At 70.3% G+C, this 16,841-nt stretch carries 18 protein-coding genes; 11 read left to right on the top strand and 7 right to left on the bottom strand.

The genetic code is table 11. The features are described 5' to 3' along the window. Nucleotides 1–52: 52 nt before the first annotated feature. The gene (locus ITJ56_RS16085) at nucleotides 53–472 is read right to left on the bottom strand and encodes a winged helix-turn-helix transcriptional regulator (protein ID WP_416354799.1); all 420 of its coding nucleotides are present in this window, start codon (nucleotides 470–472) and stop codon (nucleotides 53–55) included. A gap of 124 nt (nucleotides 473–596) precedes the next feature. Here ITJ56_RS16085 and ITJ56_RS16080 point away from each other — a divergent pair, with 124 nt between their 5' ends. Next, nucleotides 597–1,250 (top strand): FMN-dependent NADH-azoreductase, encoded by a 654-nt coding sequence (locus ITJ56_RS16080; RefSeq protein WP_194631636.1) that lies wholly within the window; start codon nucleotides 597–599, stop codon nucleotides 1,248–1,250. Between the two features lie 9 nt (nucleotides 1,251–1,259). Here the strand turns inward: ITJ56_RS16080 and ITJ56_RS16075 are convergent, their stop codons facing one another. Beyond that, nucleotides 1,260–1,970 carry an SDR family oxidoreductase gene (locus tag ITJ56_RS16075; RefSeq protein ID WP_194631635.1) on the bottom strand — a complete coding sequence of 237 codons (711 nt, stop codon included), beginning with the start codon at nucleotides 1,968–1,970 and terminating at the stop codon, nucleotides 1,260–1,262. Between the two features lie 55 nt (nucleotides 1,971–2,025). Between ITJ56_RS16075 and ITJ56_RS16070 the strand changes: the two genes are divergently transcribed. Continuing rightward, the gene (locus tag ITJ56_RS16070; protein WP_194631634.1) at nucleotides 2,026–2,421 is read left to right on the top strand and encodes a MerR family transcriptional regulator; all 396 of its coding nucleotides are present in this window, start codon (nucleotides 2,026–2,028) and stop codon (nucleotides 2,419–2,421) included. Here ITJ56_RS16070 and ITJ56_RS19155 read toward each other — a convergent pair. Beyond that, nucleotides 2,312–2,887, bottom strand: coding sequence for a hypothetical protein (locus ITJ56_RS19155; RefSeq protein WP_416354800.1), 576 nt, complete (start codon nucleotides 2,885–2,887; stop codon nucleotides 2,312–2,314). The genes ITJ56_RS16070 and ITJ56_RS19155 overlap by 110 nt on opposite strands. Nucleotides 2,888–3,235: 348 nt before the next feature. Here ITJ56_RS19155 and ITJ56_RS16060 point away from each other — a divergent pair, with 348 nt between their 5' ends. Both ITJ56_RS16060 and ITJ56_RS16055 read left to right on the top strand, forming a co-directional pair. Next, on the top strand, nucleotides 3,236–3,529 hold the full coding sequence (locus tag ITJ56_RS16060; RefSeq protein WP_194631632.1) for a hypothetical protein: 294 nt from the start codon (nucleotides 3,236–3,238) through the stop codon (nucleotides 3,527–3,529). A 202-nt stretch (nucleotides 3,530–3,731) separates the two neighbouring features. Next, on the top strand, nucleotides 3,732–4,733 hold the full coding sequence (locus ITJ56_RS16055) for an ANTAR domain-containing protein (RefSeq protein ID WP_194631631.1): 1,002 nt from the start codon (nucleotides 3,732–3,734) through the stop codon (nucleotides 4,731–4,733). Nucleotides 4,734–4,803: 70 nt separating this feature from the next. Here ITJ56_RS16055 and ITJ56_RS16050 read toward each other — a convergent pair whose 3' ends face one another. Both ITJ56_RS16050 and ITJ56_RS16045 read right to left on the bottom strand, forming a co-directional pair. Next, nucleotides 4,804–5,181 (bottom strand): VOC family protein, encoded by a 378-nt coding sequence (locus ITJ56_RS16050; protein ID WP_194631630.1) that lies wholly within the window; start codon nucleotides 5,179–5,181, stop codon nucleotides 4,804–4,806. Nucleotides 5,182–5,284: 103 nt separating this feature from the next. After that, a complete protein-coding gene (locus ITJ56_RS16045; protein ID WP_194631629.1) occupies nucleotides 5,285–5,977 on the bottom strand; it encodes a helix-turn-helix transcriptional regulator in 693 nt (230 codons plus the stop codon). 142 nt (nucleotides 5,978–6,119) lie between these two features. On the opposite strand from ITJ56_RS16045, the gene ITJ56_RS16040 reads away from it, so the two are divergent. Then, nucleotides 6,120–6,944, top strand: a complete 825-nt coding sequence (locus ITJ56_RS16040) for an HAD-IIB family hydrolase (RefSeq protein ID WP_194631628.1) — start codon at nucleotides 6,120–6,122, stop codon at nucleotides 6,942–6,944. Further along, the gene (locus ITJ56_RS16035; RefSeq protein WP_194631627.1) at nucleotides 6,941–8,155 is read left to right on the top strand and encodes a glycosyl transferase; all 1,215 of its coding nucleotides are present in this window, start codon (nucleotides 6,941–6,943) and stop codon (nucleotides 8,153–8,155) included. Before ITJ56_RS16040 ends, ITJ56_RS16035 begins: the two co-directional genes overlap by 4 nt. A 208-nt stretch (nucleotides 8,156–8,363) precedes the next feature. Here the strand turns inward: ITJ56_RS16035 and ITJ56_RS16030 are convergent, their stop codons facing one another. Together ITJ56_RS16030 and ITJ56_RS16025 are read right to left on the bottom strand one after the other, a co-directional pair. Next, nucleotides 8,364–9,395, bottom strand: a complete 1,032-nt coding sequence (locus ITJ56_RS16030) for an LLM class flavin-dependent oxidoreductase (RefSeq protein WP_194631626.1) — start codon at nucleotides 9,393–9,395, stop codon at nucleotides 8,364–8,366. Nucleotides 9,396–9,458: 63 nt separating this feature from the next. Beyond that, nucleotides 9,459–9,851, bottom strand: coding sequence for a VOC family protein (locus ITJ56_RS16025; protein ID WP_194631625.1), 393 nt, complete (start codon nucleotides 9,849–9,851; stop codon nucleotides 9,459–9,461). 69 nt (nucleotides 9,852–9,920) lie between these two features. On the opposite strand from ITJ56_RS16025, the gene ITJ56_RS16020 reads away from it, so the two are divergent. The 5 genes from ITJ56_RS16020 to ITJ56_RS18760 all read left to right on the top strand — a co-directional run bounded on the left by ITJ56_RS16020 (nucleotide 9,921) and on the right by ITJ56_RS18760 (nucleotide 16,783). Next, nucleotides 9,921–10,787, top strand: coding sequence for an SMP-30/gluconolactonase/LRE family protein (locus tag ITJ56_RS16020; RefSeq protein WP_323749846.1), 867 nt, complete (start codon nucleotides 9,921–9,923; stop codon nucleotides 10,785–10,787). Between the two features lie 99 nt (nucleotides 10,788–10,886). After that, the gene (locus tag ITJ56_RS16015; protein ID WP_194631624.1) at nucleotides 10,887–11,441 is read left to right on the top strand and encodes a hypothetical protein; all 555 of its coding nucleotides are present in this window, start codon (nucleotides 10,887–10,889) and stop codon (nucleotides 11,439–11,441) included. A gap of 175 nt (nucleotides 11,442–11,616) precedes the next feature. Next, nucleotides 11,617–12,210: a MarR family winged helix-turn-helix transcriptional regulator gene (locus ITJ56_RS16010; protein ID WP_194631623.1), complete on the top strand. Its 594-nt coding sequence runs from the start codon at nucleotides 11,617–11,619 to the stop codon at nucleotides 12,208–12,210. After that, entirely contained in the window at nucleotides 12,207–13,127 is a 921-nt protein-coding gene (locus ITJ56_RS16005; RefSeq protein WP_194631622.1) for an NmrA family NAD(P)-binding protein, read from the top strand. The genes ITJ56_RS16010 and ITJ56_RS16005 overlap by 4 nt, the downstream gene beginning before the upstream one ends. 143 nt (nucleotides 13,128–13,270) lie before the next feature. Beyond that, nucleotides 13,271–16,783, top strand: coding sequence for an SdrD B-like domain-containing protein (locus ITJ56_RS18760; RefSeq protein WP_194631621.1), 3,513 nt, complete (start codon nucleotides 13,271–13,273; stop codon nucleotides 16,781–16,783). The last annotated feature ends 58 nt before the right edge of the window (nucleotides 16,784–16,841 follow it).

Below are 16,841 nucleotides of genomic sequence, written 5' to 3'. Positions count from 1 at the left end.
TGTCCGGTGGCCGATCCGCTGTCGGGCGCAAGGGTCGCCATCGTCACCGATCTCAGGCGTCGCCGTCGAACTCCTGCCGGTTGCCGGCGATCACCTGCTGGTGTTCCCGTACCCAGTCGGCGAGGGCGAGGGCCACGTACTGCAGCGACCGCCCGAGGTCGGTGAGCTCGTACTCGACGCGGGGCGGCACCTCGGCGTGGACCGTCCGCGAGACGAGCCCGTCGCGCTCGAGTGCGCGCAGCGTCACGGTCAGCATCCGGCGTGAGATGCCGGGGATGACCTCGGAGAGCTCGGTGAACCGCCGCCGTTCGTCGCCGAGGACCCCGATCACCAACAGGGTCCACTTGTCGCCCATCCGGGACAGCAATGACCGGAAGAGTTCCGGGTCCTCGCTCGTGCACAGCTCGGCCATCGTGGGCATGGACTGGTGGAGCCTGGCCTGCAACAGGTCCAGTGCCGTCTGGTCCGTCATGTGGTCTCCCGTGGTTACTGCCGGGTAACAGGGGATCGTTTGCGGTAACGGGAACCCGGCGGGCAGGGTTACTCATCGTAACCGTAGCCCGGGTCGCCGACCCGGGAACGATCGAAGGAGTGTCATGACCCTGTTCCGCCTGGACGCCAGCATCCGCACCGATGGCTCCACCAGCCGAGCACTCGGCGACATCGTCGAAGCCGAGTGGAGCGCCGTGCACGCGGGCTCTGCGGTGGTCCGCCGTCACGTCGGCACCGCCCCCCTGCCTGCCGACACCTGGGCCAACGCCATCGCCGCGTCCGCGACGCCCGAGTCCGAGCGCACGCCCGCCCAGGTCGCCGCGGTCGCCCTGGCGAGTGAGCTGACCGACGAGCTCGCCGATGCCGACGCGCTGCTGTTCGCTGTGCCGCTCTACAACTTCGGCGTCTCGCAGCACTTCAAGTCGTACGTCGATCTCGTGCTGACCGATCCGCGCATGTCGCCCGGCGCCGTGCCTGCCACCGTGGGCAAGCCGGCGGTCCTGGTCACGGTGCAGGGTGGCAACTACTCCGCCGGGACGCCCAGGGAAGGCTGGGACCATGCCACGGCCTGGATGCGGCGCATCCTCGAGGACGTCTGGCAGCTCGACCTCGAGGTGGTGACGCGCGAGTTCACGCTCGTCGGGGTGAACCCCGCACTCGACCAGTTCACGGAGCTGGCCGACGAGTTGCGGGTTCGCGCCGAAGAGCAGGCGGCCCGGCACGGCCGCACGTTGGCGGCCATGCCGAAGGCTGCGTGAAGCCGGCTCCTACGACGCGAGCATCTGCGCCACCACCGCGTACAGCTCCCTGGGGTCGCCGGCGAGCATCTGCTTGATCGACGCAGCCTGCTCGTCCACCACGACCTCGTAGTCGTCGCGCTCGACCCCGTCCAGGGTCGCGCGCGCCACGTCCGCCGGGTCGGTCTTGGCCATCGAGATCCCCGCGGTCATGTCGGTGTCGGCCACTCCGAGGTGCACGGACATCACCGCGGTCCCTTGGCCGGTCAGCTCGTGACGCAACGCGTTGCCCATGTTCCACAGGGCGGCCTTCGACACCGCGTAGGCGGAGGCCCCCGGCATGGCGAGCCACGAGGCACCCGACGCGATGTTCACGATGCTCCCACCGCCGTTCGCGGACAGGACGGGGGCGAAGGCTCGGATCACGGACAGGGTGCCCCAGACGTTCGTGTCCATGTCGGCGTGCGCCGCGTCCAGATCGCCCAGCAGGGTCGCCGTGGTCGCGATCCCGGCGTTGTTGATCAAGAGATCGACGTCGGTCGCGACCGCGGCTGCCGCTGCGACGGACGCGGGGGAGGTGATGTCGAGGGCGAGACGGTCGACGCCCTCGAGGTCGATCAGTTCAGGGCGTCGGGCGGTCGCGTACACCTTCGCCCCGCGTGCGGTCAGCTGCGCGGCGAGATGGCGTCCGATGCCGCGGTTCGCGCCGGTGACGAGGGCAGTGGCTCCAGAGATGTCCATGCCGCTACGCTAGAACCTGACGTCGACGTGAGAATCAAGCCCGAGGGACAGAACGATGCGGATTGGTGCACTCGCGGAACGGGCCGGCGTCAGCGTGCGGTCGCTGCGGTACTACGAGGAACAAGGTCTCCTGGAGTCCGAGCGGACCACGGGCGGACACCGAGAGTACCGCGAGTCCGACGTGACGCGCGTGCGCTTCATGCAGATGCTGTACGCAGCGGGCATGCCCAGTCGACGGATCATCGAACTCCTGCCCTTCCTCGACACCGGGGTCGCGACACCGACGATGCTCGACCACTTCGACGAGGAGAGCGATCGCATCCAGAGCCAGCTCGACGCCCTCACCGCCACCCACGATCGCCTCGCGCGGCTCCGTGACATCGCAGCGGAGTCCGTCGCGGGACGGCCACCGGACGAGTGTCGCTCCTCAGCCAACGCAGCCGCCGCCTGATGCCAGGATCCTTCCCTTCCCCTTGACCGACACGCTGAGCAGGTTGACGATGCCCTGGACGAGCGCCACTGCCGGACGGGAGGCACGGTGCCAGCTGGTACCGCGCCTCCCGTCCGGTGGGCGCACGCCTGTCAGGGCGACGAGGGCGACGAGGGCGACGCGGGTGCCTGTCGCGCAGCACGGGAGCGGATCCGGGTGTCGAGGAAGGCGATCGCCGCGGCGGTGCTCGTGTTCGACGGGAACATCGGTGTGAAGGTGAGTCCGCGGCCGAACCGGGGAGCTCGAGCAGCTCCCAGTCGAACTGCAGCCGGCCGAACGGGCTGACGTCCTGGACGAAGTGTCCGTGTGTGGGCGTCGACACGTCGTAGCGGCTCCACACCTCCGCGAAGTCGGTGTACCGCGACGAGAGGCTGCCCAGGATCTCGTGCATGCGCCCGTCCGTGGGGTCCGCGCTCATCCGGAACACCCGGACGATGCGCAACGCTCGGATCTGCCCGGGCGCGCGACGGCGAGCTCGACGCCGCAGATCCGCGCTCGGAGCGGTGCCAGCTGTCGCCGCGCCTCCAGGCAGGTCGCCTTGTCGATTCCGCCGCGGTCCAGATGACGCAGTCACGCCGCGGAATGCCCGGATCACGACATACCGTGGTATTCGCACGGGTCTCGTTGACGACGTGCTCCTCTTCTCGCACACGGTCGCTTCCTTCTTGAGCTGGTCGCGGGTGCCTCACCCTGAATGACCAGGAGCGCCGTCACCAGGCGCTCCGACCGATCGGTTTCCTCGCCGCATCGGGAGCAGGTCGGAACCGGATCACTCATGAAGTACCTCGTCTACGGACTGTCCTCCATCCTCACCAGCAGCGCCGCCGCGACGGCCGTGCTGCAGTACACGGCCGCGCTGGGGCAGAGCGCGTTGACCGACGTCGTCACGATGCCGGCGGTCGACCTCACCGGCGCCGAAACGTTCGTGAGCCTCGTGCTCGGACCGGGGATCCCGGTGCTCGCCGAGGAAGCCGCGGACGACCTGCTCGAGCCAGCCGATCTGGACTTCGTCGACGAGATCGCCGCACGCACCCGTGCCGTGCTCGCCGGCACGCCGCACCACGCGTGATCCCTGCCGACCGGTCAGGTGGTTGCCCACACCAGCTCGGTGCGGCCTTCCGGATCTGCCGAGGAGCTCGCCGAACTCGTCCCGGTGGGCGCCGGCGAACCGACCGAGGTGCGCGGACCCCTGCCACCGACCGCTCCGAGGCCTGTCTCGCAAGGTGGACATCGTGCGTCGGGGGTCAGCACGATGGGCGTTCCCTGGCCGGATGAAGAACGTGGTCTACGGAAACTCCCGCGTCATGACCAGCGACGCGACCGCCGACGCGGTGCTCGCCTACTCCGTCGTCCTCGCGCAGAACAGCACCACTGACGTCGTCGAGGTCCCCACCGCCGATGCGCACGGCGTCGCCACCACGGTCGGGCTCCTCCTCGGCCCCGCGACGACCGTCATGACCGAGCCGGCACCGGACGACGAACTCGAGCCGGAGGACGATGCGTTCGTCGCCGAGCTCATCCGCCGCACCAACCGGTTCGACCGCCACGCGAACTCGACCCAGCACCCTGACCGCTTCGACGGACTCGCTGCCGCGCTCGAGGAGGTCCTCGACCCCGGGCTCGACGTCCTCGACGCGATGGACCGCGCGATCGAGATCTGCATCCGGTGCACCTCGGCCACCGAAGCCGGCATCGTCCTCGCCGACCGCGACGGCGTGCTGCACGTCATCGCGTCGACCAGTGAACGCAGCAGCGACGCGGAAGAGGCGCAACTCGGAACGAACGAGGGGTCGTGCCTGGACTGCTACCGGACCGGCGCGACCGTGGACGTCCCGGACATCGCCACCCACGAAGCCGGCTGGCCGGTCTTCACCGAGACGATGCGTTCCCGCGGTCTCGTCGGTACCTTCGCAGAGCCGATCCGGCTGCGCCGCGCGACGATCGGATCAGTGTGCGTGTTCGCCACACACGACCAGGGCCACGACGACACGGACGTCGTCCTCATCCAGATGCTCGCCGACGCCGCGTCCGCTGCCCTGGTCCGGCAGCGTGATCACGGACGGTTGCAGACGCTGGACGAGCAGGTGCGGGACGCGATCGACGCCCGCGCCACCGTGGAGCAGGCCAAAGGAGCGCTCGCGCACCGACAGAGCATCGCGGTCGACGAAGCATTCCAGCTGCTCCGCACGGGGGCACGCGGCACCGGTCGGGGACTCCGGGAACTCGCCGACGCCGTGATCCGCGGTGGGGAGCGCCTCGACGGGGTCCTCTGACGGGTGGTGCATGCGCGCCCGACTGAGCTGACGAACCCCTCGCGGCTGACGAAACTCTCGCGCGAGCAGGTCACGCCGGGAGTGCCGGCTTGCTGAACAGGTTCACGAGGTTCCCGTCGGGATCGTGGACGAGGGCCGACCTGTTCCCCCACGGCATCGTCGTCGGTGCGAGAACGACGTCCTCCGGATCGAGGCGCAACCGAGCGAACTCCGCGTCGACGTCCGTGACCTCGAACTCGACGATCACCGAGCGGTTGTTCCTCGGGGCGACAGCGTCACCGAGGGCCGCGACGGTGGCGGCGTGCGCGATCGCCAGGGTCGCACCCGGCCCGGTGAACTGCGCGAAGACGGGTGCTGGGCGTTCAGCCGGGTGCCCGGTGACGCGCTCGTAGAAGGCAGCGAGCTGGTCGACGTCGTCGGTGACGACGCGGATGGACGAGAACGACATGGTGTGTCTCCTTGGTGCGGGATGAACTGGTCGGCCCAGTCTGGTCGCCCTCCGCGACACCGTCCTGTCGGTGTTTGCCGCATCCGCTCCGCTCAGCCGTCAGTCAGTCCACGACCGACCGCAGTCGCCCGTACTCGATGGTGAGCGCTTCCGGGGGGAGGATGCGCCGCGGTGGTCGCTCGTCCGTCAGTTCGAGCGAGAGCATCCGATCCCCCCGGAACGCGCGGACACCGTCGCGGAGCCGACACCAGGCCACCAGGTACCACTGGCCGTCCTTGCCGATCGAGCCCAACGGTTCGACGTCGCGGACCGACTCCTCGCCGGTGCGATCCCGGTAGCGCAGCCGGACCACTCGGTCCGCGCGGAGCGCCGCGGCGAACTCCGCCGGAGCCGGGGCGTCGTCACCTTCCTCGAGCAGGTGGATCCGTGACGCGAGCGCGGTCGCCCGTGCCGCGTCGCGAGCCGGCATCACCGCGAGTGTCTTCCGTGCGGCCGTGCGGGCAGCGTGGCGGAACGGACTGCTGTCCAGCGTTCCGAGACCGATCAGCACGGCGAGTGCTTCGTCCAGGGTGAAGCCGGCGGGGCCGAGGGTGGCGGCGGCGTCGATGGCGTACCCGCCGGTACGGCCGGGTTCCGCCCAGATGGGCAGGCCCGACTGCTGCAACGCTGCGAGGTCGCGCTCGATCGTCCGCACGGACACCTCGAACCGCTGCGCGAGCCAGGTGCCGCTCCGCGGTCGCGGCGAAACCGCACGGAGTTCCTCGACGAGGGCGTACAGGCGATCGGTCCGGTTCACCCCTCCATCATCCTTCCCCGCCGGCCCGTCCGCTGGTCGCGTCGCGCGACCCGGGGCCGTGTTCACCCAACCGACGCACACGCGTGGCAGTGTGGTCGGGGGCATCGCCGCCCGCAGCCCAGCCAGCCGCCAGCGGAGCACGATGCCACCACTCGACCTGATGATCGTCACGGACCTCGACGGGACGTTCCTCGACCACCACGACTACTCGTTCGACGCGGCCCGGCCGATGCTGGACCGCCTGCGCGCGGACGGCGTCCCCGTGGTGTTCTGCAGCAGCAAGACGCGGGTCGAGATCACCGAGTTGCAGGCGCGCACCGGGCTCGACGGACACGCGTTCGTGGCCGAGAACGGCGCGGTGGTCGTGGCTCCCCATGGGTTCGCGCTCGCGGGAGCGTCCGACGGCGACCTCGAGCGTCTGCACGACGACCTCGACCACATCCGGACATCGCTCGACCTGGGCTTCTCGACCTTCTCGGCCGTGACGGACCAGGTCGTCGCCGACTGGACCGGACTCGACCTGGGAGCTGCGGGCGCGGCCCGCGCGCGCGAGGCATCCGAGGTGCTGCTCTGGCACGCCGAGGACGACGACCGGGCGCAGGAGTTCCGCGCGGCGCTCGCCGTCGCCGGCCTCGACCTGGTGCGCGGCGGCCGGTTCTGGCACGTGCTGCCCGCGGGGCGCGACAAGGGCGCCGCGATCCGGATGCTCGTCGCCGACCACGAGCGCCGGACGGGTACCGTTCCGCTCACGATCGGGCTCGGCGACGGCCCGAACGACACCGCGTTGCTCGACGCCGTCGACCTCGCCGTCGTGGTCCGCGGGCACGGCCCGGCGCCCGGACCGCTCGCCGACGACCGACCCGAACGCGTCCACCGCACGACCGACCCCGGCCCGCAGGGGTGGACCGAGGGCCTCACCCACCACCTCAGCCACTTCCGCACCCCGTCCGTCAGGAGCCACCGATGAGCGACTTCCACCAGAACGGCGTCATCACGACGTTCCACGACCTGGGCCGCCGCAGCACCGCGAGCATCGAGGAGGACCTGCGGGGCTTCGCCGAGAAGCGCCCGATGAGCCTGATCCTGCCGGCGCTGTACTCGGAACTCGAGCGTCCCGCGCTCTCGCGGATCGTCGACGAGCTGGCCGAGGCCGACTGGCTCAGCGAGATCGTGATCGGGCTCGACCGCGCCGACCGCTCCCAGTTCGAGCACGCCCGCGAGTTCTTCGACCGGCTGCCGCAGCGGCACCGGATCCTGTGGAACGACGGGCCGCGGCTGCGCGAGCTCGACGCCGAACTGGAGCGCGCGGGACTGGCACCGGGCGAACCGGGCAAGGGCCGGAACGTCTGGTACTGCACCGGCTACGCCCTGGCGTCGGAGCGGGCGGACTGCATCGCGCTGCACGACTGCGACATCACCACGTACGACCGTGGCATGCTCGCCCGGCTGTTCTACCCGGTCGCCAATCCGGCGTTCGACTACGAGTTCTCGAAGGGGTACTACGCCCGGGTCGCCGACGGCCGGATCAACGGTCGCGCGGCACGACTGCTCGTCGGACCGCTGCTCCGGTCGCTCCGACAGGTCTACGGGGAGTCGGAGTACCTCGAGTACCTCAGCAGCTTCCGGTACCCGCTGTCCGGCGAGTTCGCGATGCGCGCGCACGTGCTGAACGGCCTGAAGATCCCGGGGGACTGGGGGCTCGAGATCGGCATGCTGTCCGAGGTCTACCGGGACTACGCGACACGCCAGGTGTGCCAGGTGGAGATCGCCGACGCGTACGACCACAAGCACCAGCCCCTCGCCGAGGCCGACGGCACCGGCGGACTCGCACGCATGGGCAACGACATCGTGCAGTCACTGCTCCGGAAGCTCGCGACGATGGGCGTCCCGCTCACCTCGGACTCGTTCCGGGTGCTCAAGGCGACGTACTACCGGAACGCGCTCGACATCGTCGAGGTCTACCGGCACGAGGCCGAGATGAGCGGGCTCGCGTTCGACCAGCACGCCGAGGAGGCTGCGGTGGAACTCTTCACCAAGGCGATCCTCGACGCCGGCGGCGCCTTCACGGCGCGCCCGAACGACAAGCCGTTCATCCCGAGCTGGAGCCGGGTGCGCTCGGCGGTGCCGGACGTGCTCGACCGGTTGCGTGATGCTGTGGAGGCGGACCAGCGGGACTGATCGCGCGTCCTGGGCGCGCGTCGACGGCGGACGGGAGGCACGGTGCCAGCTGGCGCCGTCCCTCCCGGCACGGCCGTCACCCCGCTGGCGCGGTGCGCCGGTACCGGCTGGTGGGGCCCACCTCCCGGCACGGCCGTCACCCCGCTGGCGCGGTGCGCCGGTACCGGCTGGTGGGGCCCACCTCCGGTCAGTTGGTCTGGCGCGGTTCTCAGACCGCGCGCTTCGGCGCCCAGCCGAGTTCCGGGCCGAGCCGTTCGGCGATGTCCGTGACGATCTGCGCGTAGTCGTCGGGCTCGAACGAGAACGGGAGCGCGAAGGCGACCTCGGTGACGGCCTGGTACCCGGCGTCGGCGCGCAGCCGGTCCGCGATCTCGGCCGACGTGCCCACCAGGTCGGCGGCGAAGAGCATCCCCGCGGGTCCCATCGGCACGCCGACGCGACCCGAGCGGCTGTCGACGTAGGCGCGGTAGCGGGCCTCCTGCTCCCGCGTCGCGGTGTCGGTCGGAATGACCACCAGGCCCTGCGAGACCCGTGCGGTGCCGGGGTCGGGGTGGACGTCGAGGTAGGCGTCGATCTGCGCGCGCTGGTTGGTCGCGAAGTCCGTGCCGTCCTCACCGCGCGTCACGCTCGACGTGAGCAGGTGGAAGCCGTTCTCGCCCGCCCAGACGGCGGACTTCGTGCTGCCCGTGCCGTACCAGATCCGGTCAGCCAGGCCGGCGCTGTGCGGCTGGACGGTGCTCGCGAACTCCTCGATGCCACGACGTCCGACGGTGTCGGTTCCGGTCACGTGGTCGCCGCGGACGAGGTCGCGGAAGCGGAGGAGCCGGTCGTTGCCCAGGTCCTCGTGCTCGGCGGTGTCGGGGTAGATCGCGGCGCGGTACAGGTCGAAGTGCATCGGTGTGCCGACCGAGAACCCGGGGTTCAGGCGACCGCCGAGCAGCACGTCGACCGTGCCGAGGTCCTCCGCCAGACGGAACGGGTTCTCGGCGCCGATCGGCGTGACCGCGGTGCCGAGGTCGATGCGCGAGGTGCGCTGCGACGCGGCGGCCATGACCGCGACGGGCGACGAGATGCCGTGCTGCAGGTGTCGGTGACGCAACCACGCGCTGTCGAAGCCGAGGGCCTCGGCGCGCTCGATCACCCGCAGCGTGTCCTCGTGCCCGGCCGACGGTCGTGCGGGGTCGAACGACCCGATCGTCAGGAAGCCGAGACGCTGCAGGGGAGTTCCGTCGAGGGGCATGCGTTGATCGTGCCAGATGCGTCGTGCCGTTCGCCGGTCGGGAACCGCTGTCCAGCCGACGGCTCAGTCACCGGTCTCCTTGATCAGTGCCTCGACGTTGTTGCCGTCGGGGTCGGACACGAAGGCGGTGTACGCGCCGTACTCCGGCCAGTGCCGCGGCTCGTGTCGTGACACCCCTCCGGCGGCGACGGCCTCGCGGTGGAAAGCGTCGACCTCGCTCCGCGAGCCCGCGTCGAACGCCAGGTGGAGTCCACGGGTCGTCGCCTCGGGGGTTCGAGCGGTCTCGAGCGAAACGCTCGGGGTGTCGTCCCCGTGCTGCCAGAACTCGGCGACGGAGTCCGTGCGGTAGCCCGCCTCGATGCCGAGGGGCGCGAGCGCGGCGGTGTAGAAAGCGGCGCTCGCGGGGAAGTCGCTGGCGAAGACGCCCAGGTGGTGGATGAGTCGTTGGCCCGGCATGGGACGACCCTAGGCGACGTCACGGCATCCGTCCGGGCAGCGTCCCGGTCCCGCTGGCAGGGTGGATCCGTGCACATCACCCTCGACTCCGCGAACGACGTCATCACCTCCGGCATCCGGTTCCCCGAGGGCAACCGCTGGCACGACGGACGCCTCTGGTACTCGGACATGCACACGGGCGAGGTGTTCTCCGTCGACCCCGCCTCGACCGCCGGACCCCGGCTCGAGGCCACGGTCGCGGGGCAGTCGTCGGGGCTCGGGTGGCTCGCCGACGGGCGATTGATCATCAGCTCGATGGAGTCCCGCACGGTCGTCGGCGTCGAGCCGGACGGCAGCACCTCGGTGTTCGCCGACCTGTCGACCGTCGAGTCGTCGCTCGTGAACGACCTGGTCGTCGACGCCGAGACCAGCCGGACCTACATCGGCGCGTTCGGGTACGACCTCTACGCGGGCGAGGAACTGCGCCCGGGCCCGCTGTACGTCATCGACCCGGACGGCTCGGTCCGCCTCGCTGCCGAGGGTCTGGTGTTCCCCAACAGCGCGAACGTCCTGCCGGGCACCCGGACCCTGGTCGTCAGCGAGACGTGGGGTGGCCGGCTCACCGCGTTCGACATCGAGGACGACGGTTCGCTGACGGGACGGCGCGAGTGGGCAGCCCTGCCCGGGGGCGTGACGCCGGACGGCAGCACGGTCGACCGCGACGGCGCGATCTGGGTCTGCTCGGTCGACACGGGGGAGTTCCTCCGGGTTGTCGAGGGGGGCGATGTCACTGACCGCATCGATGCTCCCGGGCTGTGTGCGATCGACTGCGCGCTCGGTGGCGAGGACGGGCGCACCCTCTACCTGGCGACTGCGGACAGCTACGACCCCGACGTCACGGCGCGGACGCGGGCCGGGCGGATCAGTTCGGTGCGGGTCGCGGTACCGGGGTGGTGAACATCCCCTGATTCGCGGCCGGGCGAACGGCTCGGCGACGCGCGCGCTCGTTCGGTGCGAGGTCGTCCACATGGTGCGAGGCACCCAGGGCCGCACCATGTGTACAACCTCGCACCAGGCGGCACGGTCCCCGCGCACCGCTCGCGCCCCCGCGTCATGTTCGTCGCCGCCATTGTCTTCCTCGTCATCGCGCTCGTCGCGCTCTTCTTCCGGACACGGACGTACACCATCCCGGGGCGGCCAGCCACGCCGGGCCGAGAGGCACGCCCCGTCGTCCCCACCCGCCGCCCGAACCTGATCGCCGCTTGGACCGCTGCCACGGCGGGGGTCCTGTTCGTCGGGCTCACCCTCGGCAGCGCTCTGTACGCGCAGGACACCGGTGAGTCGAAGGTGCAGGTCGACATCTCCGGAAACATCGTCGGGCAGACCACGGACTCCGGGTTCCACTTCAAGGCGCCGTGGGCGACGCTGCACACGTTCAACATCCGCAACCAGACCGTCACCTACATCAACGCGGTGAACGGCTCGGACTCGGACAACAACGGCAACGTCCGCTCCAAGAGCGCCGGCGACAACGGCTCGCTGATCGTCGTGCCGCAGGGCACCGACAACGTCCTCAGCCTGCCCGGCACCTCGGGTTCGAAGAGCAAGTAGGACGCGGCCGACCGCGTGCGGGAGCGGCCCTGGCGGCCGCTCGTGACGGACGGGAGGCTCGGTGCCAGCTGGCACCGAGCCTCCCGTCCCTCATGGACGTGGTGCAGTGCCCGACTCCGTCGTGATTACAGATGATCTCTGCGCAAGACGATCTTGTTCCGGTACGATCTCCGCCATGGACAGTCCGACGCCGACCGAAGCGCTCCCCGAGATCGACTGGGGTGCCGAGGGGATCGAATCCGAACTCGGGTGGGCGCTGCCGCTGGCATTCCAGGGCTTCACGCGACTGGGCAGCGAGGCGGTCGCCGACGTGCCGGGTGGTCCTCGTGGCTACCAGGTGCTCGTCGCGACCACCACCGAGGAACCGTCGTCGCAACTCGGACTCGCGCAGCGCCTCGGGATCGACAAGACCCAGATGACCTACATCGTCGACGCGCTCGAGACGGGCGGGTTCGTCGAGCGCCGCCCCGCCCCGACGGACAGGCGGGTGCGGCAGATCCACCCCACCGATGCCGGGCGGGCACTGCTCGACCGGACACGATCGGCCCTGCGCGACGCCGAGGGCGTGCTCATGCGGCACCTCGACGACGACGAACAGACGACGCTGCGCCGGCTGCTGTCCCGCGTCGCGCTCACCGCCGGGCTCGGCCCCGCCGGACCGGACCAGGCGGACCCCACGTTCCAACACCCTCTCGCCGTCCCGGAGCGATCCCGACGGCGCACCTCGACGACCCCGTCGACCACCACTGCAGTGAGGCCCCGCCCATGACCACCACCATCCTCGTCGCCGGTGCCACGGGCGACCTCGGGCACCGGATCGTCCGCGAGCTCACCCAGCACGATGTCCGGGTCCGGGTGCTGACGCGCCCGGGCAGCGGGACAGCTGCTTCCCGCTTCGGCACCGAAGCCGGTGTCGACGTCGTCGCCGCACAGTACGGCGACCACGATGCTCTGACCCGGGCCGTCGCCGGTGCCGACGTCGTCGTGTCCGCCGTCAGCGGGACCCGTCCGGTCATCATCGACGCGCAACGTGCGCTGCTGGCGGCGACCGTCGCAGCGGGTGTCCGGCGGTTCATCCCCTCGGACTACTCCGCGGACTACCGCCGGATCGTGCCCGGCACCAACCGCAACTTCGAGCTGCGCCGCGAGTTCGCCGCGGACCTCGACGCCGCGCCGGTGCGGGCGACGTCGATCCTCACGGGCATGTTCACCGACCTGCTCACCGGTGAAGCGCCGATGATCCTGTTCGGCCGCCGGCTCGTGCTGTTCTGGTCCTCCGCCGACCAGGTGCTCGACTTCACCACGAAGGACGACGTCGCCCGCGTCACCGCGCTCGCCGCCCTCGACGACGACGCGCCGCGGGTGATCGAGATGGCGGGCGACCAGGTCTCCGCGCGTGACGTCGCGCGCACGATGAGCGAGCTGACAGGGGAGCGCTTCCGGCTGCAGTGGGCCGGCACGACCGGGACCCTCTCGGTCATGAGTGCAGTGGGCAAGCGCCTGTCGAAGGGCCAGGACGAGACGTTCCCGGCGTGGCAGGGGATGCAGTACTTCGTCAGCATGTTCAGCGGGCAGGCGCAGTTGCACCACGTCGACAACGACCGCTACGGCGTGCACACGTGGACGAGTGTCCGCGATGTGCTCCGCACGCACCTCGGCACAGAGGGCCGCCCGGCGCACCAGTAGCGCGACGCTCCATCGACGTCCCCGGCCCAGCCCGGGCTGGCGCCTGTCGAGAAGCCGACCTTGTGTTCGTACCGATCGTTTGTAAGATCACATCTTGCACTGATGTACCACACCGTCTGTCTTTCCTTCTCGTCAGGAGTCCCATGCGAACCCGCCCCCCGATCCTCGGAGCAGCTGCGACTGCAGTCACGCTCAGCGTTCTGCTCGCTGCGGTTGCCCCCGCGGCTGCGGTGACGACGCCGGCGTCACCCGACGAAGAGGCCCCGGCCCCGGCCTTGGCCCCGACGCCGGCACCGGAAGCACCGACGCCCACGGGGCGGCCCGCACCGGATGCCGAGGGCGCTGTCGGCGCCGCTCCTGCCGCGACGATCGGCCTGGCCGTCAAGGTCGCGAAGGACGGCAACGGCCCCTTCACGACGAAGGACCAGCCCGGCGGTGATGCGAGCGCCTCCAACGGGATCGTGCGCACCCTCGACGCGATCACCTACAGCGTCGAGATGAGTTCCAACGACGGCGGCAGCATCAATCAGCGCTTCAGCATCACCGCTCCCACCGGCACGAGCTGGGCAGGGCTTCCCGAGCCGTGCTCCGGCGGGAATTCCCGGATCGACGGTCAGACGCTCGACTGCGGCGTGGGGGACCGCCGCGAAGGCGAGCTGTTCACCGTCCCCGTCGTCCTCAACGTCTCCGGTGACATGAAGAACGGTGACACCATCGCCGTTCAGGCCGAGGGCACCGCAGACAACACCGACAACGGCGTGGTGACCGTCGACGCGCCCCCGCTCGAGGTGTCCGCCGCAGCCCGCTACAACCTGTCGAAGAACGTCGTCGGTCCCGCCGTGACGCCGGACTTCGTCGGCCCGAACGGCGACGAGGGCATCCGGCTCCGGTACCCGGTGATGGTCGATTGGGCCCCGATCATCGCGGGCCAGGGATTCCTCGGTTTCGAGAAGAGCACCGGCCCGATGACCTTCACGGACGACGTGTCGGAGATGCTCGGCGACCTGCCCTCGACCGCGCAGCTCTGGAACGGCTCCGACCCCGCGTGCGGCCCCAACGAGATCAACGAATGGCGAATCGGGAACCTCCCCGGCGGGTCCGGCGGGGGCACGCGCAACGTCGTCGACTCGGGGACGTTCACCTGCACGCAGGACGCGCCGGGCGCGGACACCGAGGTGACGATCAGCGGGACCGTCACGGACCCCGCTCGCGTGCCCTCGCAGAACATCGGCGGCGGCCCCATCGCCGGCGGGAACAAGGCCTACTTCGTCTCCGGTTACATCACCTTCTGGATGCCCTACCCGCCGACCGGTACCTCGGTGATCTCGAAGAACACCTACTCCGCCCTGCAGACCACCTCGACCAGCGGCGCCCCCAACTACCCCGGCGGCCAGGAACCCCTGACGGACAACACGGCCAGCCGGAACATCGTCGAGCTCGGACCGGGCACGGCCGACAAGCGCATCCACCGCCCGGCAGCGGACGGTGGCTCGGTCACCGACGGCTCGGCAAAGCGAGGTGACCCCTGGGCCACCCCGGGGACAGCGCTGCGGAGCGACGTCTCCTTGAACAACAACGGGATCAGCACCTACCGGGGCACGATCCTCTGCGACACGTTCGACCGGTCGACCCAGAAGCTGGCGAAGCTCGACGCGGCCTCCGCGTGGACGGGAGGACTCAGCGGCACCGACAAGGTGCAGTACGCCGCCTACGACATGGGCTCGCCGGCGTCGGGTCAGAAGCAGACCTGCGGCGACGATGACCTCGAGTGGTACGACGAACCCCGAGACGTGCCCGGCGGCACTGACTCGATCGGCGCCGTCCGCGCCGTCGGGGACCTCCTCGGCGGCCGGACCGCGACGCTGTTCACGAACATCACGGTCAAGGACGCCGAGAACGGCACCCGCGCCTACGACTTCGGACACGTCCGCACCGGTACGCACACGAGCAGCTGGCACCACAACGCCACGACACCTGAGAACGGCGCGGGCGGCCTCGCCGACAGCGTCCTGATCACCGAGAACCTCGCTCGCATCCAGAAGAAGATCGTCGACCCCGGTACCACTCCCGGCACGACCCCGGACAAGACGAGCTTCACCGTCTCCGGAAGCACTCTGGAGTACGCGGTCTACCCGACCCTCACCAACGGCCACACCACCGGCAAGGCGACCACCGTGACGGTGCGCGACGTCCTGCCGCTGCACACGACGTACGTGGCCGACAGCGCCTCCGTCAGCCCGATGGTCGACACCGTGACCGACAGTGCGGGGAAGGAGCGGCAGCGACTCACCTGGGTCCTCGAGGACGTCGAGCCGAACGAGGCGATCGCACCGATCAGCTACAGGGTCCAGGTGTCGAACCTCGCCCCGGCAGGTCCCGTGCAGAACCACGCCTCCATCGCCTCGCCCAGCGACCGATCCGAGACGTTCCGCCGTGAGGCAGACCGTGCCCTCCAGATCGTCACCACCGGAGGTGTCGGCATCGAGAAGGACGTCGCCGAGCCCGTCGTCGCCACCGGCGACGATCTCCAGTGGGACCTCGGCTACACGAACCGTGACGCCACGGACATCAGCGGCCTCGACGTCATCGATGTACTGCCCTACTCCGGTGACGCGCAGCGATCCGACTTCCACGGGAAGGCCTGGCTCGCCGCTGGCATCAAGGTCGACGCGGACGCTGGTGAGACGGTGCGCTACACCACCGCCGACCCGGCGACCGTCTCGCTCGACGGCAAGGACGCGTCCAACCTGCCCGGTGGCTCCACGGTCTGGAAGGCGGAGTCAGAGCTCGACTCCGAGGACTTCAAGGACGTCACCGCGGTCCGCATCGAGCGCACCAGCGCCGTCGAGTCCGGCGAGACCGTCCGCCACACCGTCACCATGACGACCGACGGACAGCGCGACGGAGACACCTACACGAACCGGTTCGGGCTCCGGGCGTCCAACCTCGAGCTCCCGGCGCAGTCGAACCGCGCCACCATCCGAATCGTCGCCGGCGCCATCGGCGACCACGTCTGGGCCGACAGCAACAGCGACGGTCTGCAGGACGACGGCGAGCAGGGCCTCGGAGGCATCCCGGTCCACCTCGCCGGCACCGATGACCGCGACGACGACGTCTCCCGCGACACCACGACCGACGCCCGCGGAACGTACCGCTTCGACGACCTGCGTCCCGGTGGCTACGTGGTGACCTTCACCGCCCCGGACGGCCGCCGGTTCACGACGGAGCAGGTCGACACGGATCCCGGAATCGACTCCGACGCCGACGAGGACGGCGAGACCGACACGGTGTCGATCGATTGGAAGGACACGGGCGAAGGGCTGAGGGACTCCATCAGCCGGGACCTGACCATCGACGCCGGTGTACTCACGTCCATCGACCCGGTGGACCCGGTGGACCCGGTGGACCCGACCGATCCGGTGGACCCGACCGACCCGGCCACGCCGATCGACACGGATCCCGAAACGCCGACCAGCCCGGCGGACCCGGATTCCCCGGCGTCGTCCGAGCAGCCGGACCCGCATCGCACGTCGGCGTCCGAGCTCGCCTTCACCGGCGCCGCCGGGCTGCCGTTGGCGCTCGGCAGTGCGGTCCTGCTGCTGATCGCCGGGATGGTGCTCTTCGGCACGAACCGCAACCAGCGGCGAGGACGCTGACCACCACTGCCGCTGACCGACAACACCCTCGACGAGATCGTCGAGGGTGTTGTCGGTC

The organism is Curtobacterium sp. VKM Ac-1376, assembly GCF_015351025.1.
Classification (GTDB): domain Bacteria; phylum Actinomycetota; class Actinomycetes; order Actinomycetales; family Microbacteriaceae; genus Curtobacterium.
The sequence above is the reverse complement of the archived record's forward strand: the minus strand, read 5'-3'. Positions and strand labels throughout refer to the sequence as shown.